We start from the raw sequence: 22,671 nt of genomic DNA on the forward strand, positions 1-22,671 counted from the left end.
TGTTATCATCCGCATTAAACGTTGTGGATATTATGAGTCATTAGATCGCTGGAGTCCTGTGTATGTTTTGGAAAATATTGTTAGTTGTTGTAGTGGGCGTTGGTGTTTTTTTTGGTTATTCAACCACTGTAAAGCCGGGAGTTGATTTTTCTTACGGTGAGTGTGTCGCTGCATATGACAAGTTTGGCAGTGATAGGGATATTCTAGAGAAACTTAAATACAAAGATAAAGGAGAAGAAAGCTATGGGAAATATACCGACAATAAGTTAACTATATCAGTAACTTTACTAAAAGATAAAGTTGACTTTAACAACTACTTACTTGTGAGACAAGTTACAAGATATATTGGTTGTATTAGTCATATTTAGTCCATCGTCATAGTAGAGGAGAGTACAAACTTCGTTGTGTGTAGTTGGTCGATTTACCATATCCCTAGTTTTTAATGATTTTCTAATTTAGCAAAATCGCTGGCACGTTTATGTCCAAAAGCATTTTAGATTAAATCCATATAAAAGAATAACTATCGTCACACATACAAAAACTACGCCCCACTATTCTGGGGCGTAGTTTTATCAATCGCTATGTAATGAGCCTAGCTAATCACGCAGCAACACTAAACTGGGCAAGAAACGCGTCTTTACGCTCGTTGAAGCGATTCACCAAATCATCGATGTCGGCTTGGTTGTAAGGCTTCAGACCACTGGCCACCATGCGCTTGACACCTTTGCCGACAATTTCGCCATCTTCTTTAAAATCAAAGTTGAGTGTTACAACGCCGCGCTTACCTTCCACATCAAAGGTGGCACCGGCAAAGCTCACTTCTGGATGAGTCAGATCTAGGCGGGTAAATTCCACTTCCATGCTCTCGTAAATCACCAAAGGACGCTGGCAGTTGATCATCATCTGCTGCTCTTCCATCAGAGGCACCATGATGTGAGGGAAGTTCATGCCGGAGAACTGTACGTAGTTTGTCACAACGTGCTCAATGAACGCAGGATCGTGGCTCACTGCGCCTTCACGGTTCATGTGCAGGTACTCTTTACCGTTGGCATCAACCACCGCGGCTTCTTTGCTGCATTTGTTCTCAATGTGCAGGGCAATGCCATCATTCACCATACCTGAGAAGTCAAAACGCATCTTCTGGCTGACGCCCTCTTTTTGTAGCAGCACAGCAAACAATAGATCACCGGGTACACAGAAGCGCTTGTTGTCTTCATCGTGAATAGGGTTGTAGTCACCGGCCACTTTTTTGGCGAAATGACTGGCCTGAAGGCGAGTGAATTGGAATTGCTTGTCGTTGCTAGAAAAATAAGGAGTTAAAAACATAATGTACGCTACTTAGCCAAAACTGCCGTGATTATATATGACGATTTGATTTCAATGGTCGATCCAGTTGAATTTTCACCAAACCATGACTCGTTTTGAGATGGGCCTAGAACGCAGGTGGCATTCTAGGCATTACGTTTGAGCGTAGAGGGTTAGATGCTTGGCAGGATCTCTTGTGGCATCAGATGGTTATGAACGGCCATTTTGAGCAGGCTATTGGCTTTTTCAATATCAGGGGCGAAGTAGCGATCTTTGTCGTAGAAGCTGACTTTCTCGCGCAAGATGCGCTTAGCCTCTTCAATACGTGGGGAAGAGGAGAGCGGGGAGCGAAAATCGATCCCTTGCGCGGCAGATAGATACTCAACGGCTAAGATACCGCGGGTATTTTCGGCCATGTCTCGAAGGCGGCGGCCGGCGAATGTCGCCATCGACACGTGATCTTCCTGGTTCGCTGAGGTTGGCAAACTGTCCACCGAGGCAGGGTGAGCCAAGGTTTTGTTTTCGCTTGCCAGTGCCGCAGAGGTGACTTGAGCAATCATAAAGCCCGAGTTCACGCCGCCGTTGTCGACCAAAAATGGTGGTAGTTTGCTGAGCGCGCTGTCAATAAGTAGCGCCATACGACGCTCTGAAAGGCTACCAATTTCGGCAATGGCGAGCGCCAAGTTATCTGCGGCCATCGCCACCGGCTCGGCGTGAAAGTTACCGCCAGAGATGATGTCGCCATCGTCGGCAAACACCAAGGGGTTGTCTGACACGGAGTTGGCCTCTACCTGCAATACATCGGCCGCGTTACGAATCTGCTGCAAACACGCGCCCATCACCTGAGGCTGGCAGCGGAGGGAGTAGGGGTCTTGCACCTTTTCGCAGCCATTGTGCGATTCACCGATTTCACTGCTGTTATCAAGCAGGTGACGATACGCCGCAGCGGCATCCATTTGCCCGCGATGGCCCCGCACGCGATGAATGCGCGGATCAAACGGACGACGACTGCCAAGCGCTGCTTCCACCGACATCGCGCCGCACACGGTTGCTGAAGCAAACAGATCTTCGGCTGCAAAAAGACCTTCCAACGCGAAGGCGGTGGAGGCTTGCGTGCCGTTGAGCAGAGCAAGGCCCTCTTTTGGCGCTAACGTGATAGGTTTTAGACCCGCGATCGTCAGGGCTTCAAGACCTGAAATGATCTTGCCGTTGTGACGCGCTTGTCCTTCACCAAGCAACACGGTGCTCATGTGAGCCAGCGGCGCTAAATCACCCGAGGCACCAACGGAGCCTTTTTGCGGCACACAAGGGTAGACTTGCGCGTTGACCAGCTCGATAAGCGCTTGGATGACACTTAGGCGGATCCCTGAGTAGCCACGCGATAAGCTATTGATTTTCAGCACCATCATCAAACGTACGGTTTCATCTGCCATCAGCTCGCCAATGCCGGCAGCGTGTGACAGCACAATACTCTTTTGCAAGGTTTCTAGATCTTCAGGCGCAATACGCGTGTTGGCCAGTAAGCCAAAACCGGTGTTGATGCCATAGACGGTGCGATTTTCCGCGATCACCTGTTCCACCACCTGCGTACTCTCTTCAATGGCAGGGATGGCGCTGTCGTCCAGTGAAAGGTTAACTGGGCTGCGACTGATGTGGCGCAATTGATGTAAGCTGAGCTGTCCCGGCTTTAACAGTAAGTTGAGCATGTTCATATTCCTTCTCGTGCGCGGGTTATTTTAGCTTTTTCAGTTCTTCATTGAGCATAGGAAGATCTAATCCTTGCTCTGCGGCGCATTTTTTCGCGATATCGTAGCCTGCATCCGCATGGCGCATTACTCCTGTTGCAGGGTCATTGTGCAGGACACGTGCAATTCGCTCGCTGGCATCTTGGCTGCCATCACAGCAAATAACCATACCCGAGTGTTGTGAAAAGCCCATACCAACACCGCCGCCATGATGCAGCGACACCCAAGTGGCGCCGCCTGCGGTATTGAGTAGTGCATTCAATAGAGGCCAATCTGAGACGGCGTCAGAGCCATCCATCATGCCTTCTGTTTCACGGTTCGGGCTGGCCACCGAGCCAGAATCAAGGTGATCGCGGCCAATCACAATCGGCGCTTTGAGTTCGCCGTTTTTGACCATTTCATTGAATGCTTGGCCAAGACGCTCGCGATCTTTAAGGCCCACCCAACAAATACGTGCCGGTAAACCTTGGAATTGAATGCGCTCGCGCGCCATATCGAGCCAATGGTGCAGATGGGGGTTATCGGGGATCAGCTCTTTCACTTTTTGGTCGGTTTTGTAGATATCTTCCGGATCGCCAGAGAGCGCCGCCCAGCGAAATGGTCCAATCCCTTCGCAGAACAGTGGGCGAATATAGGCAGGGACAAAGCCAGGGAAATCAAACGCATTTTCGACGCCCTCTTCAAGCGCCATTTGGCGGATGTTGTTGCCGTAATCTAGGGTAGCGGCACCGCGCGATTGTAAATCGAGCATCGCTTGCACTTGGCGCGCCATGGATTGCTTGGCCGCTTTCACCACGGCGGCTTCATCTTGTGAGCGCATTGTCGCAGCGTGTGCCATCGTCCACCCTGATGGTAAGTAGCCATTCAGAGGATCGTGCGCCGAGGTTTGATCGGTGACAACATCCGGTGTAATGCCGCGCTCAACCAACTGAGGGAAAATATCGGCGGTGTTGCCCAGTAAGCCAACAGAAATCGGCGAGGTGGCGTCTGCGATCATTGCTAGTGCTTCATCGAGCGAGGTCGCTTTCTTGTCGACGTAGCCCGTGCGCAGACGGTAATCGATTCGAGATTCATCACATTCAACGGCGATCATCGAAAAGCCCGCCATCGTCGCGGCCAACGGCTGCGCACCGCCCATGCCGCCTAAGCCTCCGGTAAGCACCCAACGGCCACTGGCATCACCAGAGAAGTGTTGTTTGGCTACCGCGACAAAGGTTTCATAGGTGCCTTGGACGATCCCTTGTGAACCGATGTAAATCCAACTGCCCGCCGTCATTTGACCGTACATCATCAGCCCTTGCTTATCGAGCTCATTAAAGTGCTCCCAGTTGGCCCAATGGGGAACGAGATTTGAGTTGGCGATCAGTACGCGTGGCGCATTTTTATGAGTAGGGAAAACACCAACAGGCTTGCCCGATTGCACCACTAGGGTTTGGTTTTCTTCAAGGCGCTCCAGCACCTCGACGATTTTGTCATAACACGCCCAATCGCGCGCCGCGCGGCCGATACCGCCATACACGACGAGTGCGTGTGGGTGCTCGGCCACATCGGGGTCCAAATTATTCATCAACATACGCAGTGGCGCTTCGGTGAGCCAAGACTTCGCGCGCAAGGTTGTGCCATGTGGCGCGCGAATGGTACGCGCCGTATCAAGGCGCGGGTTGTGATGCTTGGTCGGTTGACTCATTGGGGGAACTCCTTGTTCGGTTGTTTAGTCTGGCTTGGTGTGTTCACCATGGCCTTAGCTATGTCCCAGCATAAGCGGGCTGCGAATCGCGCCGTTTGCTGGTCGATGTCAAATTTAGGGTTGTATTCGGCAATGTCGGCTAGACGCAGCTTTTCAGGCTGAGCAAGACAGAGCTGTAAAAGTGGCGACAAGGTATCAAGGCTCACGCCCCTAGCGGCTGGTGCGCTCACGCCCGGTACCGTGGCGGCAGGAAACACATCCAGATCGATAGTGAGATAGAGGTGATCGCACTGCTCGATAAATTGGCGCAACAGCTCTAGTGGGGTTTTGAGTGAGTAAGGCGCGAGCTCGGTGTCTTCGATGTACAAGACGCCCAGTTCATCCGCGCGTTGAAACAGCGCGGCGGTATTGCTCGCGCGGCTTACGCCAATGCACGCGTACTGAAAGGGCCACTGATGCGCTTGGCAGTAACGAGCAATTTGATGAAACGGCGTGCCTGAGCTCGGTTGCGTGTCTTGGGTATCAAAGGTGCGCAAATCAAAGTGGGCATCAAAATTGATGATGCCTATCTTCGGTGCGATCTGCTGCTGTTGAGCTCCGCCTTGAGTTGTTGTTGCAGGCGATGTTTTATCTAAGTGGTGCTGAAGAAAGCTCGCTAACCCCTGAAAAGAGGCCCACGCCACTTCATGCCCGCCACCTAAGGTGATCACTTTGCTGTGCAGAAGGGCGCGTGAAATGTGCTGCGCGCACTCATGCTGCGCCGACTCAAGCTGACCTTGGGTGCAGGTGACATTCCCTAAGTCCAGCCAACGGCTAGATTCATGCCACGCGAGGTTTGCCAATGCTTGGCGAATCGCATCTGGCCCATTGGCGGCACCGACTCGTCCTTTATTACGCGCCACGCCTTCATCACAGGCAAAACCCAATAGAGAAATGGCATCTTGAGTGTGCTCACTGAGCGCGTCACTAGTGGTAGAGGTAACGACATGATGCACGCGCTGGCCCAGTACGCCATCTTCTTTGTCATCGCGCCCTTGCCAGTGAAAAGCTAAGTGGGGTTGATTAGGCATGATTGAGCTCTCCCAATACAACACGTGCGGTTAAACGTGGCATGCCTTGCTGGTAGCTAAGGTCTGCTGGGTGGGCGATGTCCCAAATCGAAAGATCAGCGTCAAAGCTCGGTGCTATCTGCCCGCGTGTCTGTCCATAGCCCAGCGCTTTCGCGGCGTGGCAGGTGACACCGCGCAGTGCTTCTTGCGGCGTTAAGCCAAACAAGGTGCACGCCATGTTCATCACCATGGTCAAGTCGGCAAACGGCGAGGTGCCGGGGTTGAAGTCTGTCGCTAGCGCCATAGGGACGCCGGCTTGGCGCAAGGAGCCTATCGGAGGGCGCTGCGTCTCTTTTAAAAAGTAAAACGCGCCGGGGAGCAAGGTGGCAACAGTGCCTGATTGAGCAAGCTCATTCACGCCGGTCTCATCCAGGTACTCAATATGATCCGCTGAGAGCCCAGAGTACTTGGCCGTTAACGCACTGCCGCCAAGGTTCGACAGTTGCTCAGTATGCCCTTTAACCGCGAGCCCATGCGCGGTCGCACATTGGAAGACACGCTCGGTTTGCGCCAGTGAAAAGCCGATGGATTCACAGAAGACATCCACACTAGTGGCAAGCTGCTCATCAGCCACGGCAGGAATGATCGCTTGGCAAATATAATCAACGTAATCGTCGGCGCGTCCTTGGTATTCTGGTGGCACTGCATGAGCGGCAAGCAGGGTGGGCGTCACGCGCACCTTACGGTGCTGCTCTAGTGCTTTGGCCGCGCGCAACATTTTCAGTTCATCGGCAAGCGTCAGGCCATAACCGGATTTGATTTCCACAGAGGTGACACCGGTGCGCAGCAGTCCATCCAAACGAGGCAGCGCGAGTTCGGTGAGCGTCTGTTCGCTCGCCTCTCGAGTGGCTTTCACGGTTGCGAGAATGCCGCCGCCTTGCTCCGCGATGGTTTGATAACTGGCGCCGCACAATCGCATTTCAAATTCGTGTGCTCGGCTACCGGCATGAATCAGATGGGTATGGCAATCAATCAACCCCGGCGTCACCAGTTGGCCTTGGCAATCATAGCGTTCGGGCTGCGGTTGGATGTCGCCGATAAAGGCGATTTTGCCTTGCACAATACCGATACTGGCCGGCGCGCTGACTTGATAGCCGCTCTCGCCCTCACACATCGTCACGAGCCGAGCATTGCAGAGCACCAAGTCGTAGTGGGGTAGCTCAGAGGAGAACATTCGATAGACTCTTAGATTTAAATGTATATACAAATAATGAGTCTTGAGTAGTCAAATGATCAAGTGTGATGTTATGAAAATGTGATCGCTAGACCAATTTCAAACGGTCAGAAGGTCACTTTAGAGCTGAGTTTGTAACGCGTACCGGGGTGATAAAGTAACGCGGTACTGACCAGTTTATCTTGGCTCCAGGTACGGCGATTGAGCAGCAAACAGGGCTCGTTCGCCGCCAACTTTAATGCGCTGCGGACTTTATCATCTGCCACGATCGCTTCCACTGTGTGTTCAATCGCACTGAGCGGGCAGTGCTGAGAAAGGTATTGGTTGGGCGTTAAGGTGGTGAAGTCCTGCGAGAGATAGTCGGGCGCATACGCCTCGTTGACCCAGCGCAGTTCGTATTGAATTGGGGAGTTGTCCTCAAAGTGAATGATTTCACTGTAAAACACCTTGGTATCGAGCATCACCCCCAGCTTGGTCGCAATCACGCCGTCGGCCAATAACTCGACCTGCTTAATCACTTTACTGGAGTAGGCTTTGCCTCGCTGCGCGACCTCTTCTGCGATATTACGAATATCAAGCAGCGGTGACTCCGCTTTCTCATCTGGTGCACAAACAAACGTGCCCAATCGAGGTCGGCGCTGAAGTTTGCCCTCAGCAACCAGATCGCGAATCGCTTTGTTGACCGTCATACGGCTGACATTGAACTGCTTGGTTAACTCAAGCTCGGTGGTGATTTGGTGACCGACCGGCCAATGACCCGAGCTGATCTGTTGTTCGATGTAGTGTTTGATTTGCAGGTACAACGGTGATTGACTCATAAGCTCACTGATTTCAGAGGGACACGCCATCCATTATTGACTATACAAAAGGGTAACCGATTGGTTGAATGCGTCAAGCAGGAGTGAGCAAGTTGTGAGGCAAACAGGGTCTTGACCCTTGTTTGCCCATTAATGAGGAGAGCTGAACTTAATTAGGCAGCGCTAAGATGCGTAGTGAGGTAGGGGTGCCAAGCGTCTTGATACAGCGCTTTAGAGAGCTTGCGCATTTTATCGACCTTGGCCATTTCAATGTCATTAAGCGGGCGCGATTCGGCGGCGGCTTGACGCTCAATCAGCTGAATCTGCTCATAAATATCGTGCTCTGCGCCATTTTTGACGTCCGCAATGGCTTTGAGGTGCAGTTGCACTTCTGCAACCAATTGAGTTTTAGGCAGTTGAACCAAAATATTCAAGTCACGATAGCCTGATGCTTGTGGGCTCTTAAAACGGTTTTTCACTTTGACTAACGTAGTTTCACGCGCTAATGCTTCATAGGCGGACATCAAGCCATCAATATCGTGCGCCACTATGGTGGCTCTGGCAAGGTCGGTGATGCGATCCACTTGACCGTCGAGCTCATGGGCAATTTTCTCTTGTGCTCGCTGGCTTGATTTTACGCCAGCAAAGTAAGCGTCGGTGGAGGTTAACAGTGCGGTACTTTTACATAAGGTTTCGAGCTCCGCTTGTGCTTGGTGCGCTTTGCTGTAGAGCACGTCAAAATCTGAATAGGGTTGAGTGGGTGAGGCGTCGGTTGATTTAATGCCGTACAAACCGCTCAAGTTGTGTTTAAACGCTTTAGGGCTGACTTGGTTTTGCTTAGTACTGGATCCTTCATCTCGGTCAGGGGCCATAGGGATCGCGGCAAACGCCGGGGCGCGGCTGAGCATTAACAGCATCAGTGCAGTGGTACGCAAGAATACGCTCATTCACTCTCCTTAGAATCGTAGTCGCTTAGAAAATGGAGGAAAAAGGAACCGCTAAGTGCTACGTGTCTGATTAAGATCTTGGGATGGAAATGGCCTTTCCAAGGTCCGCTATTCGATAAACTTTTGAATTATGATGTTGGTCTCAATTTCATTAACTTACCTTGGTTGGATTGCGCGTTTTTGCTTAAGTTCATCCGCTAGTTGTAACCAATTATGACCAGATTCCATCGCCGAATGCCTTATGCCACCTACCACGAAGGCTGACTTTCCGTTAGGCTATGGCACGTCAGTCATCGAAAGAGAAAGAGAATGAAAGATCCAGAGTTTTGGCATGCCAAATGGGCATCCAATGAGATTGGTTTCCACTTGGAAGACGTGAATCCACTGCTGATTCAATACTGGCCAGCGACCAAACCCAGCGCAGACGAAAACGTATTTGTGCCTCTGTGTGGTAAATCAGAAGATTTGGTGTGGCTCGCCACCAAACACAGTGATGTGCAAGGGGTGGAGCTGAGTAACATTGCGGTGCGCGCCTTTTTCGCCGAGCACTTTTATACGCCGTTGGTGATCCCTCTCAATGGTCAGCATGAGCTGTTTCAGTTCGATGAGCTTTCTATTTACACCGGAGACGTCTTTACCGCGCCCGTCAAACCGGTCGATTTGGTCTATGACCGCGCAGCCTTAGTGGCGCTGCCTGAAGAGATGCGTGTCGACTATGTGGCAAGAATTCAGTCGTTACTTAAAGCCGGTGGGCGGATTTTACTCGTCACCTTAGATTATCCTCAATTAGAGATGGCGGGGCCCCCATTTAGTGTTGCCGAGCAGGAAGTTCGTACCCTGTTTGAGGGGTATCAAGTGACTAAGCTCTATCGAGATGATGCCGACGAGCGCCATCCAAAAATTGCGAAGCGCGGTTTGTCACGCTTTGCCGAAGAGGTCTATTTGATTCAGGCGCCATCATGAGTCGACGACCGGAACTCTGACAATCGGCGAAAATAAAAAACTCTGGCCATTTCGGACCAGAGTTTTTTATTACTTAAATAGAGGCAGGCGTGTAGAGGCAGGCGTGCACCTATCAGTAAATCACCTTGATCTTACTGGCTGCGTCGACGGCGCTCTCGATGGCTTGCTCAATGCTGTCACGGCGTGTAATCGCAACGCCAAGACGGCGGCGACCGTTAATATCAGGTTTACCGAATAAACGCAGCTGGGTTTGAGGCGCGCTGAGTGCCTGTTGCATGCCTTCAAAACGGATGTCTTGTGAGGTGCCTTGACCTAACACGACGGCAGACGCGGCAGGGCCGTATTGAGTGATGCTGCTGATTGGCATGCCGGTAAACGCGCGGACATGCAGTGCGAACTCTGAACTGTCTTGTGACATCAAAGTGACCAGGCCGGTATCGTGTGGGCGCGGCGAAACTTCATTGAAAATCACCGTGTCGCCTTTGATAAAGAGTTCGACACCAAAAATGCCGTAGCCGCCTAATGCATCGACAACGCTTTGCGCCGCATGCTGCGCCGCTTTTAGCGCCTTATCCGACATGATTTGTGGCTGCCAAGACTCACGGTAATCGCCATCTTCTTGGCGATGGCCAATTGGGGCGCAGAAATGAACGCCGTCAACGGCGCGTACCGTCAGTAGGGTGATTTCGTAATCAAAATCAATAAAGCCTTCAACAATCACGCGACCTGCGCCAGTGCGGCCGCCATCTTGAGCGTATGCCCAGGCTTTTTCGATGTCTGCATCTGTCTTAATGACGCTTTGTCCCTTACCCGATGAACTCATCACAGGCTTGCACACGCATGGCAGACCGACCGCTTCAATCGCTGCGGTGAATTCGTCATAGTTGTCGGCAAATCGGTATGGAGAGGTGGTCAGAGAGAGTGTTTCTGCGGCTAAGCGGCGAATGCCTTCGCGGTTCATGGTCAACTGTGTGGCTTTCGCACTCGGCACGACATTGAGACCACGCGCTTCAAGCTCCACCAGCTTGTCGGTTGCGATCGCTTCAATTTCTGGCACGACATAGTGAGGCTGCTCTTTGTCGATGATGGCTTGCAGCGCGTCGCCGTCAAGCATGTCTAGTGTGTAACTGCGATGCGCGACTTGCATAGCAGGGGCATCTTCATAGCGGTCACACGCGATGACTTCTAAGCCCAGTCTCTGACACTCAATGGCGACTTCCTTACCCAGTTCACCTGAGCCGAGGAGAAGAACACGCGTTGCATTTTGACGAGTCGCTGTACCAAACATAATCAACCTTTTAGAGATGTAGAATTTGGCGCTGATCATACGAGGATAGATCTCAAAAGGCAAACGTTTGCGTCTATCTCAATTTTGTGACTTATATTAGGACTCTTGCATGTATTTGTTGGGCATGTAGCATAAATCAGAGTTATAATATTAAAGTGACTTGTTGTAGAGTAATCATCAAATAAGAATGCAATACGATCCTAATAATTCCATCAAAATTCCAATCGACACTCTAACCGTCGGTATGTTTGTCACCGCACTGGAAGACAACAAAAAGGTGAACCTAGCAAATGCTGGGCGCGTGCCGTCAGAGCAAGCCGTCAATCAACTGATCAAAAATGGTATCCAATTCGCTTGGGTTGACGAAAGTTTGTCTGCTAAAGGTTGCACTTTTAAACCCGTGCAACAGCCATTCGATGACTCGCACAACATTTCGCCACCTGCGGCGGTAGAATCGGTGAAGACCGAGGCAGTTAAGCGTAAAGCCAAAAGCCGTTTTTCCATGCAGAAGAAAGCGAGCAATATTATTCGTGAAGCCAAAGGGCTCGCTCATCGCGTATTGACCCAAACTTTTGATGGTAAAACGGTCCATGTCGATGAGTTTGATGATTGGGCGGAAGATTTGATTGAATCGGCGCTGGTGGACTCCGATGCGCTGCAATGTGTTTCAGCGCTGCGCAACAAGGACGAGTATCTATTGGAGCATTCGGTCAATGTGGCCACCTTATTGGTGACCTTTGGTAAACATCTGCAATTGCCAAGAGAGATGCTCAAAGAGATGGCGATCGGCGGCATTATTCATGATGTGGGCAAAGTGAAGGTGTGTGATAAGGTGCTGCACAAACCGGCACGCTTAACACCGGAAGAATTTGAGCACATGAAGCTTCATCAAGTGTTTGCGAAAGATATGATCATGTCCGTGACTGGGCTCAGTGATGTGAGCCGTGATGTCTGTCTGATGCATCACGAAAAACTGGACGGCAACGGCTACCCGAATGGCCTTAAAGGGGATGAAATTCCACTGCACGGTCGCATGAGTTGCATTGTGGATATCTACGATGCCCTCACCGCGGATCGCGTCTACAAGCGCGGAATGAGCTCGGCAGAGGCGTTTAAAATTCTATTGAGCCTCACGCCCAATCACCTCGATCGTGACTTGGTGTATAAGTTCATCAACTGTATCGGTATGTACCCAGTGGGGGCGTTAGTCGAACTCAGTGATGGGCGAGTGGGCATCGTCTGGACATCCAATGAATCTGAGCCGCTGAAACCGGAAGTGAAGTGCTTTTACTCGCGTAAGAACAAGCGTTATGTTGATGTGGCTTTTGTCGATCTCAAGCGCAGCAGCGTCAAGATTGCCAAAGCGATTGCGCCAAGTCAGCTAGAAGTGGATGCGACGCCGTTCTTTGACGTTTGATGCATCGATAGTGAGCCGCTACTTTTCGTTGTAGGCAGAATAGGTCTTCGCAGACAACACTGCCACCGTAAACAGAAAAAGCGCCTTTTACTCACGTTATGTGGATAAAAGGCGCTTTTTTATCGAGCACAATTTGTCGGCGCTAAAGCTTAGATCGCAAGATAGGTCAGCGGAATATCTGGTCCTAATACTTCAAGGGTCGCTTGCGTGTCGGCGAGGTGGCTGATTCCGCCTTCGGCCATCTCTGCCAAGGCACCAGATTCAATGTCGCTGAAGGATTTACCGGCCATCAACAGTTGAATTAACGCGACTTGCAGTGGTGGCAAGCTTGGGTTGAACGCAGCGTTTTCAGCGTACGCACCGAGATAGGTCGACCCATCGGTGGTTTTGAGTGCGACACCGCTCAGGTTGTGAGTGTAAGGTGAGTGGCTCATATTCAGCGCTTTCAGAGCCGCTTGTACCAACTCGTCACCGTCTTCACTGTGATAGCCGTGATTGACCTCAGACATCAAACCCGACTCAATGCCGAGATCGCTAGGGCCAAAGGCTTCTGGCAGATAATCGTGCAGAGTCTTGCCTTCACGTTCAGGCAATTGAACCGTGAGTTCTTTTGCCGTCGACAGTTCATTCATAAACTGACGACAGTGGCCACAAGGGCTGTAGTTGATGGTGATGTCAGAAATGCCTTGCTCGCCTTTCATCCACGCATGGCTGATGGCACATTGCTCGGCGTGTACCGTTTGACCGAGTTGCACACCGGCAATCTCAACGTTGGCACCGAAATATAAGCGACCCGTTAAGCCGCGCACAATCGCGCCCACGTAGAATTTAGACAGGGGGGCGTAGGAGAACGCCGCCGCGACAGGCAAGAGCATCACTCGCGTATCAGCATCGTTTTTACCGCTGATGTTTTTTAACTGCTCAAATTGGTCGGCTGACAGGGTGGCATCAAATGACTCGCTCAGCACGATGGGTTTGAGGTAATCGGCAACGTCGCTAGGGAGCTGTGTCAGGGCTTGTTCTATGCGGCTGGTCATAGTGAATCCTTTATTGTTATTTCAGAGTCAAGCTCGATGCTAGGGAAAACATAGCTAGGTTGTTGACATCTTGTGATACTGGACAATCATTCTATGCGACGCACCAAACAATACAGTGATAAAAATCACACTTACGTTTGTAACGAGTGCAAATTTGCTGATAGATGAGTGATGTCACACAATTCTGGCGCACTGTCTAGCCGCAGCTAGTGCGATAACCAGAGTGCCAGAGCGAAAAATGACGGTGCCAATATGGAGGTGATCACGCCACATACCACCAGAGCCAGAGAGCTAAACGCCGCATCTTGCGCGTTTTTCTCCGCACAGGTCGCGGTGCCAAGGGCATGTGAGACGGTGCCCATGGTCAGACCCTTTGCAATTGGGTGGGTGATGTTTAACAGCCCATAGATAGGGTAGGCGAAAATCGCCCCAAACAAGCCGACCAATAGCACCAAAATCGCTGCAATCGCGGGTTCGCCACCCAAATGGCTAGAGACTTCCATCGCAATCGGTGTGGTTACCGATTTGCCGAGTAAACTGGCGATCAAGGTTAAGTCGGTGTCTAGGCTAACGGCAATCAGACTGGCCGTCGCCATTGACAGGACGCTACCCACGCCGCATGCCAACATAATGATGCGCCAATTGGCCCGAATTTGGGGGAGCTGCTCATACAGTGGGTAGGCCAAGGCCACAACCGCAGGCTGCAGCAGGAGATTGATCCAGTGATTGCTTTCGTAATAGCTTTCAAAAGGAACGTTTAGCCAAGTCAGGAGCGGGATAAGAACCGCTAGGCTGACCAGCAGCGGGTTCATTAACGGTGAGTTGACTCTACTGCACACCCAACGCGCACTCAAAAACACCACCACAGTCACGAGTAGCCACATCATTGGTCGCCTCGCTTAAGCAGGCGATCGAGCATCCAGCCCAGAGAGATGAGGACAATCGCCGTGCCACCAATCGCACTTGCCAGAATTGGCCACGCATTGTGGTAGAGCAGATCGAAGTGTTCCATCAAGCCGACACTGATGGGCACAAACAGCAGTACCATATAGCGAATAAACAGCGTCGCACCGGGTTTGACCCACTTTGAGGGCACCAAGCCGCTTGCCATCAAGGAGAACAAAATAAGCATGCCGATGATGCTGCCGGGAATCGAGGTCTCCAGCCATTGCTGAATATTGAGACCGGCGATCAGGCAGAGAAAAATCAAGCCAAATGAGATGAAGTAGTGCAATAAAGTACGAGGCATAAGAGCGGTGTTGCCTTAAGAGACCAACTGTTGAACATATTGATAGACCGATTTTAAGATCGCGACTTTCTTTTCGTCACTTTCATGTTCATGAACTAAGTTTTCCAGATTGATCATGTAATCTTCAATGCGACTTTCGAAGTACTCGCGGCAATGCGCCGCCCACTGTTGCTGCTCTTTTTCATCCAATGTCCATGGGTAGTGGCGTGCGCGGTAGCGAAATAGTAGCGGGGCGATGCGTGGATCACTGAATTCAATGTCTAGACCTGCGAGTTGCTGCGGTTCAGTTTGGCGAATGATCTCCATGGCTGCTTTGTCGGCAGGAGAAAAGAAACCGTCATACAACTGAGTATCCACGTCGGATGACGCGGCGTACTCTCTTTCAATACTGTACAAGCCAATCAACTTTTCGCGGATTTCTGGGTGTTGGCGAAGCGTGGCTAGGTTTTGTAAGCACTGCTCGCGGTCGATGCCAATATGAGCGGCATTGTCCGCCGTGAGGGTTTTCGCAGGGGCGAGAATTGGGCACTTATTGAGATGCACCAGTTTGACCGGCACGGGCAGTTCATCTGGCCCTAGGTCGTCTCGCTTGGTGTACAAACGCGTGTTGAGTGCGTCGACATCAAAATCCAACAGTGGCTGAGGATCTTTGGCTAAGTCCACCATGATAACCGCGTTTTGGTTGGTCGGGTGCCACGCCACTGGAACCATCCAACTGGTGTATTGGCACTCTCGGCCTAACATGCCGGAGACGTGCATCAAGGGGGTCATGTTGACAATATCGATCAGCTCATTGAGTTTGCGTTTGTGGCGCATCGACAAAAAGTAATCAAACAATTTGGGCTGTGCGGCTTTGATTTTTTTTGCCATCTCAATGGTGGCAATCACATCCGCCATCGCGTCGTGCGCGTTGGCGTGTTCAATGCCATTGGCGACCGACAAATGTTCCAACTTAAAGCTAATAAAGCCTTCTTCGTTTTCTGGCCACTCGATGCCTTCAGGTCGCAACGCATGACAAGCGCGTAGCACATCCAAAAGATCCCAGCGAGAGTTGCCGTTTTGCCAGCTCCACGCATAGGGATCAATAAAGTTGCGGTAACAGGTATAGCGCGTCACTTCATCATCAAAACGAATGCTGTTGTAGCCCAAGCTAATGGTATTAGGCGTTGCCAATTGCGCGTGAATCTGGGCGATAAATTCAGGTTCTGGCAGCCCTTTACTGACCGCCGTTTGCGGAGTGATACCGGTGATGAGCGCCGCTTCTGGCGCGGGTAAGTAATCGGCAGGTGGCTGACAGTAAATCACCAGCGGCTCACCGATGATGTTGAAATCCATATCGGTGCGTACGCCTGCAAACTGGCTCGGCCTGTCTTTGGCAGGGCTGGTTCCCCAAGTCTCATAATCAAAGAAGAAAAACGTCGGTTGATTATCAGATTGCATGGGTTCTCCAGAAATTGCGTGCGATTGACGTGAAGTATCCGTCAAGAAAGGGCGCGCAAGCAAGGGAAATGGCGAAAAACTTTCAAGCTAGGGCAATGGGTGACGATTTTCTGCGCGTCAGGACAAATCAAGGACAATAAGGACTCGACGGCCAACGTAGAGGCGCTACGAGTCATCGACTGCTAACGATAGCGCTCAATCAGCGCCAACATATCTGGGCTTTCGAGGACACGGATTCTGCTCTGGCCTTTTTCTTTTGCAAACAGCGCGTACTGCATAGCTCGCGCGACGTCACTGGCATGAATGGGAATCAGCTTGCGCAATGGGCCTATCATGAGTGGACGCGCCACTTTTAGCACCGCTTGCAAAACCAGTTCATCATTTCTAGGGGTGTCTCTTAGCCCCACTAATGGACCAGGGCGAACGAACACCACTTGCTCAAACCCCATACGCTCAATGGTCAGTTCCATTTTCCCTTTACAGCGTAGGTAATGAGACAGTGAGCGCGATGACGCGCCATAACTCGAGACAACTGCGAGACGCGTCACGCCAAGCAGTTTCATTTCGCTCGCGACCTCACACACCAGCTTGACGTCGACGTGTTCTAGCGCCTCTTTAGAGCCTGCCTGCTTGCGTGTGGTGCCCAAACAAATGAAGCCATAGGTGGGCGTCGGTTTGTCGTCTGTCCACGTCTGTACTTCCAGTTCAGGGTGAATCAGCGTCTCTAATTTGGGATGAAAATAGGGCAGGGCTTTACGAGATAACGCGTAAATAGCCTCGATGGGCTCGGCCTCGAGCATCTGCTTCATTAGCTCGTTGCCAATTAGGCCCGTGGCGCCTGCCGTGATGACGACAAGCGGTGCACGTTCGTTGGGGTTGTGTTCAGTCTGGTTCACCGTCAGCCTTGCATGAATTCGAGGAAGGTGAACGAAGAATCCTACAGGATCAGCGAAAAGTCTATGATCCCATCCTATCTTTTGCGATCTAATAGGTATTTGTGTCCTTGTGTGGAAGAACCGGGGTTAGGTGAGTGAGAAAGGTAAGCGACGAGTGCTTTTCTTGGGTGAGGACGAGCCGTTTTTGGGTTTACTTGAACGTCGATTTGCAATCATACAGACCTCCTTGCGCTCTACGTTACTGATCAAAGCGTTCTACGTTATTGATGAAAATATAGTACAAATGGAGAAAAATACCAGTTGAGGTCAATAAAACCGATGAATTGACCAGCAAATGGTCAATCACAACAGGGGCGGCGGGTGTTCAAAACGGTATTTCGCGGTACACTGACAAAAATTCAATCTCACCATAGGGATACGTGATGAACATTGACTTGACGACCATGCCGCCTGCGGACATTTATCATTTGATGACGCAAACGGTGATTCCCAGACCTATCGCTTGGGTACTGACGCAATCAGGCACGCAAAACTATAATTTGGCGCCGTTTTCGTACTTTACGCCAATTTCTAGCAATCCACCGCTGTTGATGTTTTCGGTGGGCAAAAAGCCCAGTGGCGAGATCAAAGACACGACGCGCAATGTACTAGCAAACCGAAAAATGGTGGTGCATATCGCTCATCAGGCGCAAGCCGAGTCGGTGACGCAAACCGCCGCAACCCTAGAGCATGGTGAGTCAGAAGTGGTAGCCACCGGTCTTGAGTTGGTTGGCTTTGACGGTTTTGAACTGCCTCGGGTGCAAGGTTGCCCGGTGGCGTTTGGTTGTTCGCTGTTTGAAGTCAAAGAGATCGGTGATACCCCGCAAAGCCTTATTTTTGCCAAGATTGAGCAGATCTACCTTGATCCTAATATCGTGACAGAAGAGGGCAAACGCCTGACGATTGATGCTCTGTCGCTCAACCCACTTTCCCGTCTCGGGGGCAGCCAATACGCTTTGACCCGTGACGTTTTTTCTGTAGCTAGGCCCAAATAACATGTTAAACCACGCTTTTTCTGACGCCATTTGGCACCGTATCAACCAAAAAACCAAACCTCTTGGCTCGCTTGGCTTGCTTGAGTCAGCCGCCCATCAATTGGCGCTGATCCAAAGCAGCAAAGCGGGAAAACTCGCGCAGCGCATCACGCTCAACCAACCTGCTGCTATCGTCTTTGCTGGCGATCACGGGATTGCCGATGAGGGCGTCAGCATTGCGCCTAGCGCTGTGACGCAGCAAATGGTGCTTAACTTTTTAGCGGGTGGCGCTGCGGTGAACTGTTTCTGCCGCGCCAACGATGTTGCGCTTACTGTCGTTGATTGCGGAATTTTACTGCCTGTGGAGTCTGACTCGGCGCAGTTTATCTCTCAGCGCCTTGGCGTGAGAACCCACAATTTTGCCAAGCAAGCGGCGATGAGTGCTGAGCAGGTCGAGAACGGCTTGCGTCTGGGGACGCAGGTGGTCGACAAGGTGATCGCATCTGGTTCTGATCTGGTGATGTTTGGTGAAATGGGCATTGGTAACACCAGTAGCGCGGCGGCCCTGCTGAGTGCCTTGACCAAGGAGTCGGTCGAGCGCTGCGTCGGCCGCGGAACGGGCATCACCGATGAGCAGTACGAGCGCAAAGTGGCGCTGGTTGCTCAAGGTGTTGCGCGCTGTGACGGTCTAGACGTGAAAGAGATATTGGCCGAGGTCGGCGGGTTTGAGATTGTGCAGATGGTTGGCGCTTTCTTGGCGGCGGCTAAAGCGAAAGTGCCGGTGCTAGTTGATGGTTTCATTGTCAGTGTGGCAGCGTTGGTGGCAAGCGAACTTGAACCTTCAAGCCGAGAGATGATGATTTTTGCCCACCGCTCGCATGAGTCGGGTCATCAATTGTTGCTGCAAAGACTGGAAGCTTTGCCGCTGCTTGACTTGCAGCTGCGCCTAGGTGAGGGCACTGGCGCGGTATTGGCCGTGCCTTTGCTGCGCAGCGCCGCCGAGTTCTACAACACGATGGCGAGCTTTGAAGAAGCCGGAGTAACGGTCTAATGTGGCGCGCGAGCAAATATCAATGGCAACTGTTTTGTTTGGCGTTGGGATTTTTCTCGCGTCTCCCTATCCCGTCTTCGACGCCTTATAGTGAGGCGCGCATGAACCAAGCCGGGCGTTATTTTGCGTTGGTCGGCGCCATTTTGGGCGCGTTGTGCGCCTTGGTGTATGGCGCAGCGCAGTGGTGGCTGCCCAGCAGTGCGGCGCTGTTTGTCATGATGGTGTTTAGCTTGATGCTCACAGGCGCCTTTCATGAAGATGGCCTAACGGACATGGCGGATGGTATTGGCGGCGGCATGACCACCGAGCGCCGCCTTGAGATCATGAAAGACAGCCGCATCGGTACTTATGGCGCCAGTGCACTTATCATGGCGCTATTGGGTAAGTTTGTTTTGCTGAGTGAACTCATCGAGCAAGTGAGTCAAAGTATCACTGCCATCGGTGTGATCCTTATTGTCGGCTATACCTTGAGTCGTGCGGTGGCCGCCTCGTTCATTTTCGATATGCCTTACGTCAGCGATCTCAGTGGCAGTAAAAGTAAGCCCTTGGCGCAGCGTCAAACTCGGCTTGAATTAGCCATTCTCGTTATGACAGCCGCAGCGTCTTGCCTGTTTTTATCCGCGGGCGCGGTGCTAGCGCTAGTGATTGTCGCTGTGGTGTTTCGCTTTGGCTTTAAACGCTGGTTGCAGGCGCGCCTCGGCGGCTTTACCGGTGACTGCTTGGGCGCGGCGCAGCAGATCATGGAGTTGCTCTGTTATCTCACGTTGCTTGCGCTCGGTGGCCCCATTCTCACTGGAGGTGCAGGGTGACGATTCATTTGGTGCTTGGCGGCGCTCGCTCAGGCAAATCGCGCTTTGCCGAAGCGCAAATTCGCTCGCTGTGTGAAGCGGGTAACGCCGCGCTGGGGAGTGAGGTAGTCAAAAAACACTACATCGCCACGGCAACTCATCTCGACCAAGAAATGGCCAGTCGGATTGCGCACCATCAAGCTCAGCGCGTCGGTGAAGGGTGGCACCTGCATGAGTGTCCCACTGAGTTGAGTGAGCAACTGGTCCACTTTGGTCAGTACGATGTGGTGCTGATCGATTGTTTGACGCTGTGGCTGAACAATGTCATTTACAACGGCGGCGAGACGCTCAGCGATGAAAACACCCAACAAAGCGTGGCGCAGTTAGTAACGAGCATTCAGCGCTGCCGCGCGGATATTATCTTAGTCAGCAACGAAGTAGGGTTGGGCGTGGTGCCATTGGGCGAAATCTCGCGCCGCTTTGTCGATCATGCCGGTTGGATGAATCAAGCCATTGCCCAAGTGGCAGACAAGGTGACGCTGGTGGCCGCTGGTTTGCCTGTTTCATTGAAATCGTAGGAGTGCGGATGTCTTCAATCCGAGTCTCGCTTGTTCGTCACGCCAAAGTGGATGGCAAGCCTGCTTTGTATGGTCATACGGATGTGGCGGTGGCGGCGGAGCGCCAACAGGCGTTCGCGCGTGCGTTGGCGGACAATGGATACGCTTTGCTGCCGATCGTCACCTCACCCCTGCGTCGTTGCGCTGATCTTGCTAAAGCCCTGAAGGCGTTGGGTGAAGAGCAACAAAGCGCCGCCAGTCCACTCACCCATTCGGTCTCAACCCCAGTTACGGTCCCTGTGACGATAGAGCCTCAATGGCGCGAGATTTCGTTTGGTCAACTCGATGGCATTCCTTTTGATGAGGTGGGTGAGCAGTGGTCTGCACTGGAGGCGTTTTGGCAGCATCCGGCTCAGCACCCGTTACCCGGCGCAGAAACGTTAGAGCGTTTTTATCATCGCGTCGTGAACGCTTGGCAAGCGTTTGTTGCTGAGCTTTCACACGATACCTTAGTGGTGACGCATGGCGGCACGATTCGGATGATTTTGGCTTATGTGCTTGGACTCGATTGGCAAAATCCGGCGCTGTTTTCAACCTTGCATATTGAGAACCAATCGATCACGCAGCTTGAGTTTTACACCGATGAGAGCGGTCAGGTCCAAGCTCAGCACGCACGGGTACGAATGATTGGCGCGCCGCTAGGGACTGGGTAAGGGTTATCTCTTAATCGCTTAAGGCTGTCTTGTCACCGATAGCGACTTAACAATGGCGAGCAGGTATCAAGTCACATCAATCGATACGCAATGGGCTGCATTTAAGCACACAAAAGCGCATCGAAAGACGCAAAAGAGGATGCGTTTTATTGTGATTCGATTACACTGCCTAAAGCTTGGCGCGTTGTCAGAATGGGACGACGGCGCGTCATGAACAACCTCTTTAAATGATTGAAGTTTTTACGTAGCTGAACGGGGCGCCGTTCGGTTGCCTGCACAGTGAGTCTTGTGGGTAGGGTGATGCCCAGTTGATGGATAATTTTCGATGAAGCACACAATTGGTGTCGATAAGTTTGATCGCTTCTACATAAATTGTCGGTTCAATTCATTAACATACACCGCTGTGCAATAAAGGAGTAGCGCATGACGAAATCCCTCTTTCGCCAATCTTTTCTTTTTGACAGCCTCAATGTCGATCAAGAGATGCCTGTGGGTGAAATGACGGTCGCCAATGGCGTCGTTTTCCGGCTTCATCAACGTGGCGTTTTGGAAGTGATTCCTGCCGACTTTGATGAGACCACCAAGCATATTGTATTGTCTACCGGCATTCATGGTGATGAGACTGCACCGATGGAGCTCATTGACAAGATTGTCGATGACATTCAAACAGGTTTCCAGCCGGTCAGGGAGCGTTTGCTGCTGATCGTTGCCCATCCGCAAGCCACCAATGCTCATACTCGATTTATTGACGTGAATCTGAATCGTCTGTTTGACGATAAAGACTACGAGCCGAGCATTGAGCTATCGATTGCTAATGAATTGAAAGATGTCGTTGGGCGCTTTTACCACGGTACTGACCCTGCCGCCCGTTGGCATTTAGATTTGCATTGCGCGATTCGTTTATCGAAGCACTATACCTTTGCCGTCAGCCCGAAAGTCCGACATCCGGTGCGCAGTAAAGCCCTCATGGACTTTGTTGCCAGTGGCCACTTAGAAGCCGTGATGTTTTCGAACGCACCCTCAAGCACCTTTAGTTGGTTCAGCGCAGAGAATTTTGCGGCGCAAGCTCTGACGGTCGAGCTGGGGCAAGTGGCCAAAATCGGTGAGAACGAACTGGGCAAGCTGGTTGCGTTTGATTTGGCGATGCGCGATTTGATTTCACGCAGTAAAGCAGAGCACTTACCGCGTAAGCCGACTATGTATCGCGTCAGTCGTACTATCGTTCGCCTGCATGACGATTTCGACTTTTTGTTTGCCGATGACGTTGAGAACTTTACTGCGTTCAAACATGGCGAAGTGTTTGGCCATGATGGAGACAAACCGCTGCTGGCGAAAAACGAAGGAGAAGCGGTCGTCTTTCCAAATCGTCATGTCCCGGTTGGACAGCGCGCGGCACTGATGGTCTGTCCGGTAAAAGTCCGCTACGAAGAGGAACAGGTCGTTTACGATTAATCGTCTTCTAACACTTTTCATTTTAGTGGCTTAGCGTTATCGT

At 51.6% G+C, this 22,671-nt stretch carries 22 protein-coding genes; 9 read left to right on the forward strand and 13 right to left on the reverse strand.

The genetic code is table 11. The annotated features are described in order from the left end of the window. Window positions 1-62 precede the first annotated feature (62 nt). Window positions 63-368, forward strand: coding sequence for a hypothetical protein (locus AC6R1A_RS11650; RefSeq protein ID WP_500632572.1), 306 nt, complete (start codon window positions 63-65; stop codon window positions 366-368). Between the two features lie 232 nt (window positions 369-600). Here the strand turns inward: AC6R1A_RS11650 and AC6R1A_RS11655 are convergent, their stop codons facing one another. The 7 genes from AC6R1A_RS11655 to AC6R1A_RS11685 form a co-directional block, all read right to left on the reverse strand. After that, complete coding sequence (locus AC6R1A_RS11655; protein WP_500626361.1) at window positions 601-1,326, reverse strand: DUF3581 domain-containing protein; 726 nt, start codon at window positions 1,324-1,326, stop codon at window positions 601-603. Between the two features lie 152 nt (window positions 1,327-1,478). Further along, complete coding sequence (gene hutH / locus AC6R1A_RS11660) at window positions 1,479-3,017, reverse strand: histidine ammonia-lyase (protein WP_500632573.1); 1,539 nt, start codon at window positions 3,015-3,017, stop codon at window positions 1,479-1,481. 19 nt (window positions 3,018-3,036) lie between these two features. Continuing rightward, on the reverse strand, window positions 3,037-4,737 hold the full coding sequence (gene hutU, locus AC6R1A_RS11665) for a urocanate hydratase (RefSeq protein ID WP_500632574.1): 1,701 nt from the start codon (window positions 4,735-4,737) through the stop codon (window positions 3,037-3,039). Further along, window positions 4,734-5,807 carry a formimidoylglutamase gene (gene hutG, locus AC6R1A_RS11670; RefSeq protein ID WP_500632575.1) on the reverse strand — a complete coding sequence of 358 codons (1,074 nt, stop codon included), beginning with the start codon at window positions 5,805-5,807 and terminating at the stop codon, window positions 4,734-4,736. Before hutG ends, hutU begins: the two co-directional genes overlap by 4 nt. After that, on the reverse strand, window positions 5,800-7,020 hold the full coding sequence (gene hutI, locus AC6R1A_RS11675) for an imidazolonepropionase (protein WP_500632576.1): 1,221 nt from the start codon (window positions 7,018-7,020) through the stop codon (window positions 5,800-5,802). Before hutI ends, hutG begins: the two co-directional genes overlap by 8 nt. A gap of 107 nt (window positions 7,021-7,127) precedes the next feature. Further along, window positions 7,128-7,838, reverse strand: coding sequence for a histidine utilization transcriptional repressor HutC (gene hutC, locus AC6R1A_RS11680; protein WP_334550531.1), 711 nt, complete (start codon window positions 7,836-7,838; stop codon window positions 7,128-7,130). 152 nt (window positions 7,839-7,990) lie between these two features. Continuing rightward, window positions 7,991-8,764 (reverse strand): nucleotidyltransferase family protein, encoded by a 774-nt coding sequence (locus tag AC6R1A_RS11685; protein WP_500632577.1) that lies wholly within the window; start codon window positions 8,762-8,764, stop codon window positions 7,991-7,993. A gap of 309 nt (window positions 8,765-9,073) precedes the next feature. Here AC6R1A_RS11685 and AC6R1A_RS11690 point away from each other — a divergent pair, with 309 nt between their 5' ends. Continuing rightward, on the forward strand, window positions 9,074-9,727 hold the full coding sequence (locus AC6R1A_RS11690; RefSeq protein WP_500632578.1) for a thiopurine S-methyltransferase: 654 nt from the start codon (window positions 9,074-9,076) through the stop codon (window positions 9,725-9,727). A 112-nt stretch (window positions 9,728-9,839) separates the two neighbouring features. Here AC6R1A_RS11690 and purT read toward each other — a convergent pair whose 3' ends face one another. Beyond that, on the reverse strand, window positions 9,840-11,015 hold the full coding sequence (gene purT / locus AC6R1A_RS11695) for a formate-dependent phosphoribosylglycinamide formyltransferase (RefSeq protein ID WP_500632579.1): 1,176 nt from the start codon (window positions 11,013-11,015) through the stop codon (window positions 9,840-9,842). 187 nt (window positions 11,016-11,202) lie between these two features. Here purT and AC6R1A_RS11700 point away from each other — a divergent pair, with 187 nt between their 5' ends. Then, window positions 11,203-12,432: a cyclic di-GMP phosphodiesterase gene (locus tag AC6R1A_RS11700; protein ID WP_500632580.1), complete on the forward strand. Its 1,230-nt coding sequence runs from the start codon at window positions 11,203-11,205 to the stop codon at window positions 12,430-12,432. Window positions 12,433-12,581: 149 nt separating this feature from the next. Here AC6R1A_RS11700 and cdd read toward each other — a convergent pair whose 3' ends face one another. The 5 genes from cdd to AC6R1A_RS11725 all read right to left on the reverse strand — a co-directional run bounded on the left by cdd (window position 12,582) and on the right by AC6R1A_RS11725 (window position 16,967). Continuing rightward, window positions 12,582-13,469 carry a cytidine deaminase gene (gene cdd / locus AC6R1A_RS11705; RefSeq protein WP_500632581.1) on the reverse strand — a complete coding sequence of 296 codons (888 nt, stop codon included), beginning with the start codon at window positions 13,467-13,469 and terminating at the stop codon, window positions 12,582-12,584. A gap of 206 nt (window positions 13,470-13,675) precedes the next feature. Then, a complete protein-coding gene (locus AC6R1A_RS11710) occupies window positions 13,676-14,353 on the reverse strand; it encodes a CidB/LrgB family autolysis modulator (protein WP_500632604.1) in 678 nt (225 codons plus the stop codon). Continuing rightward, window positions 14,353-14,718 (reverse strand): CidA/LrgA family protein, encoded by a 366-nt coding sequence (locus AC6R1A_RS11715; RefSeq protein WP_334550520.1) that lies wholly within the window; start codon window positions 14,716-14,718, stop codon window positions 14,353-14,355. Before AC6R1A_RS11715 ends, AC6R1A_RS11710 begins: the two co-directional genes overlap by 1 nt. Before the next feature lie 15 nt (window positions 14,719-14,733). Then, window positions 14,734-16,158: an exodeoxyribonuclease I gene (gene sbcB / locus AC6R1A_RS11720; protein ID WP_500632582.1), complete on the reverse strand. Its 1,425-nt coding sequence runs from the start codon at window positions 16,156-16,158 to the stop codon at window positions 14,734-14,736. 182 nt (window positions 16,159-16,340) lie between these two features. Then, the gene (locus AC6R1A_RS11725) at window positions 16,341-16,967 is read right to left on the reverse strand and encodes a Rossmann-fold NAD(P)-binding domain-containing protein (protein WP_500632605.1); all 627 of its coding nucleotides are present in this window, start codon (window positions 16,965-16,967) and stop codon (window positions 16,341-16,343) included. Window positions 16,968-17,476: 509 nt separating this feature from the next. Here AC6R1A_RS11725 and AC6R1A_RS11730 point away from each other — a divergent pair. The 6 genes from AC6R1A_RS11730 (at window position 17,477) to AC6R1A_RS11755 (ending at window position 22,628) form a co-directional block, all read left to right on the forward strand. After that, on the forward strand, window positions 17,477-18,088 hold the full coding sequence (locus AC6R1A_RS11730) for a flavin reductase family protein (protein ID WP_500632583.1): 612 nt from the start codon (window positions 17,477-17,479) through the stop codon (window positions 18,086-18,088). 1 nt (window position 18,089) lies between these two features. Continuing rightward, complete coding sequence (cobT, locus tag AC6R1A_RS11735) at window positions 18,090-19,118, forward strand: nicotinate-nucleotide--dimethylbenzimidazole phosphoribosyltransferase (RefSeq protein WP_500632584.1); 1,029 nt, start codon at window positions 18,090-18,092, stop codon at window positions 19,116-19,118. Further along, window positions 19,118-19,927, forward strand: coding sequence for an adenosylcobinamide-GDP ribazoletransferase (locus AC6R1A_RS11740; RefSeq protein ID WP_500632585.1), 810 nt, complete (start codon window positions 19,118-19,120; stop codon window positions 19,925-19,927). Before cobT ends, AC6R1A_RS11740 begins: the two co-directional genes overlap by 1 nt. Continuing rightward, complete coding sequence (gene cobU, locus AC6R1A_RS11745; protein ID WP_500632586.1) at window positions 19,924-20,484, forward strand: bifunctional adenosylcobinamide kinase/adenosylcobinamide-phosphate guanylyltransferase; 561 nt, start codon at window positions 19,924-19,926, stop codon at window positions 20,482-20,484. The genes AC6R1A_RS11740 and cobU overlap by 4 nt, the downstream gene beginning before the upstream one ends. An 8-nt stretch (window positions 20,485-20,492) precedes the next feature. Next, complete coding sequence (locus tag AC6R1A_RS11750; protein WP_500632587.1) at window positions 20,493-21,176, forward strand: histidine phosphatase family protein; 684 nt, start codon at window positions 20,493-20,495, stop codon at window positions 21,174-21,176. 423 nt (window positions 21,177-21,599) lie between these two features. Further along, window positions 21,600-22,628 (forward strand): succinylglutamate desuccinylase, encoded by a 1,029-nt coding sequence (locus tag AC6R1A_RS11755; RefSeq protein WP_500632588.1) that lies wholly within the window; start codon window positions 21,600-21,602, stop codon window positions 22,626-22,628. Window positions 22,629-22,671: the final 43 nt, after the last annotated feature.

Source organism: Vibrio sp. R10-SG3-ISO3 (assembly GCF_059834225.1).

Excerpts from the sequence above, each read along its gene's own strand:
- AC6R1A_RS11650 (WP_500632572.1), top strand. The coding sequence starts at position 63 with ATGTTTTGGAAAATATTGTTAGTTGTTGTAGTGGGCGTTGGTGTTTTT.
- AC6R1A_RS11655 (WP_500626361.1), bottom strand. The coding sequence starts at position 1,326 with ATGTTTTTAACTCCTTATTTTTCTAGCAACGACAAGCAATTCCAATTC.
- hutH (WP_500632573.1), bottom strand. The coding sequence starts at position 3,017 with ATGAACATGCTCAACTTACTGTTAAAGCCGGGACAGCTCAGCTTACAT.
- hutU (WP_500632574.1), bottom strand. The coding sequence starts at position 4,737 with ATGAGTCAACCGACCAAGCATCACAACCCGCGCCTTGATACGGCGCGT.
- hutG (WP_500632575.1), bottom strand. The coding sequence starts at position 5,807 with ATGCCTAATCAACCCCACTTAGCTTTTCACTGGCAAGGGCGCGATGAC.
- hutI (WP_500632576.1), bottom strand. The coding sequence starts at position 7,020 with ATGTTCTCCTCTGAGCTACCCCACTACGACTTGGTGCTCTGCAATGCT.
- hutC (WP_334550531.1), bottom strand. The coding sequence starts at position 7,838 with ATGAGTCAATCACCGTTGTACCTGCAAATCAAACACTACATCGAACAA.
- AC6R1A_RS11685 (WP_500632577.1), bottom strand. The coding sequence starts at position 8,764 with ATGAGCGTATTCTTGCGTACCACTGCACTGATGCTGTTAATGCTCAGC.
- AC6R1A_RS11690 (WP_500632578.1), top strand. The coding sequence starts at position 9,074 with ATGAAAGATCCAGAGTTTTGGCATGCCAAATGGGCATCCAATGAGATT.
- purT (WP_500632579.1), bottom strand. The coding sequence starts at position 11,015 with ATGTTTGGTACAGCGACTCGTCAAAATGCAACGCGTGTTCTTCTCCTC.
- AC6R1A_RS11700 (WP_500632580.1), top strand. The coding sequence starts at position 11,203 with ATGCAATACGATCCTAATAATTCCATCAAAATTCCAATCGACACTCTA.
- cdd (WP_500632581.1), bottom strand. The coding sequence starts at position 13,469 with ATGACCAGCCGCATAGAACAAGCCCTGACACAGCTCCCTAGCGACGTT.
- AC6R1A_RS11710 (WP_500632604.1), bottom strand. The coding sequence starts at position 14,353 with ATGTGGCTACTCGTGACTGTGGTGGTGTTTTTGAGTGCGCGTTGGGTG.
- AC6R1A_RS11715 (WP_334550520.1), bottom strand. The coding sequence starts at position 14,718 with ATGCCTCGTACTTTATTGCACTACTTCATCTCATTTGGCTTGATTTTT.
- sbcB (WP_500632582.1), bottom strand. The coding sequence starts at position 16,158 with ATGCAATCTGATAATCAACCGACGTTTTTCTTCTTTGATTATGAGACT.
- AC6R1A_RS11725 (WP_500632605.1), bottom strand. The coding sequence starts at position 16,967 with ATGAAGCAGATGCTCGAGGCCGAGCCCATCGAGGCTATTTACGCGTTA.
- AC6R1A_RS11730 (WP_500632583.1), top strand. The coding sequence starts at position 17,477 with ATGAACATTGACTTGACGACCATGCCGCCTGCGGACATTTATCATTTG.
- cobT (WP_500632584.1), top strand. The coding sequence starts at position 18,090 with ATGTTAAACCACGCTTTTTCTGACGCCATTTGGCACCGTATCAACCAA.
- AC6R1A_RS11740 (WP_500632585.1), top strand. The coding sequence starts at position 19,118 with ATGTGGCGCGCGAGCAAATATCAATGGCAACTGTTTTGTTTGGCGTTG.
- AC6R1A_RS11750 (WP_500632587.1), top strand. The coding sequence starts at position 20,493 with ATGTCTTCAATCCGAGTCTCGCTTGTTCGTCACGCCAAAGTGGATGGC.
- AC6R1A_RS11755 (WP_500632588.1), top strand. The coding sequence starts at position 21,600 with ATGACGAAATCCCTCTTTCGCCAATCTTTTCTTTTTGACAGCCTCAAT.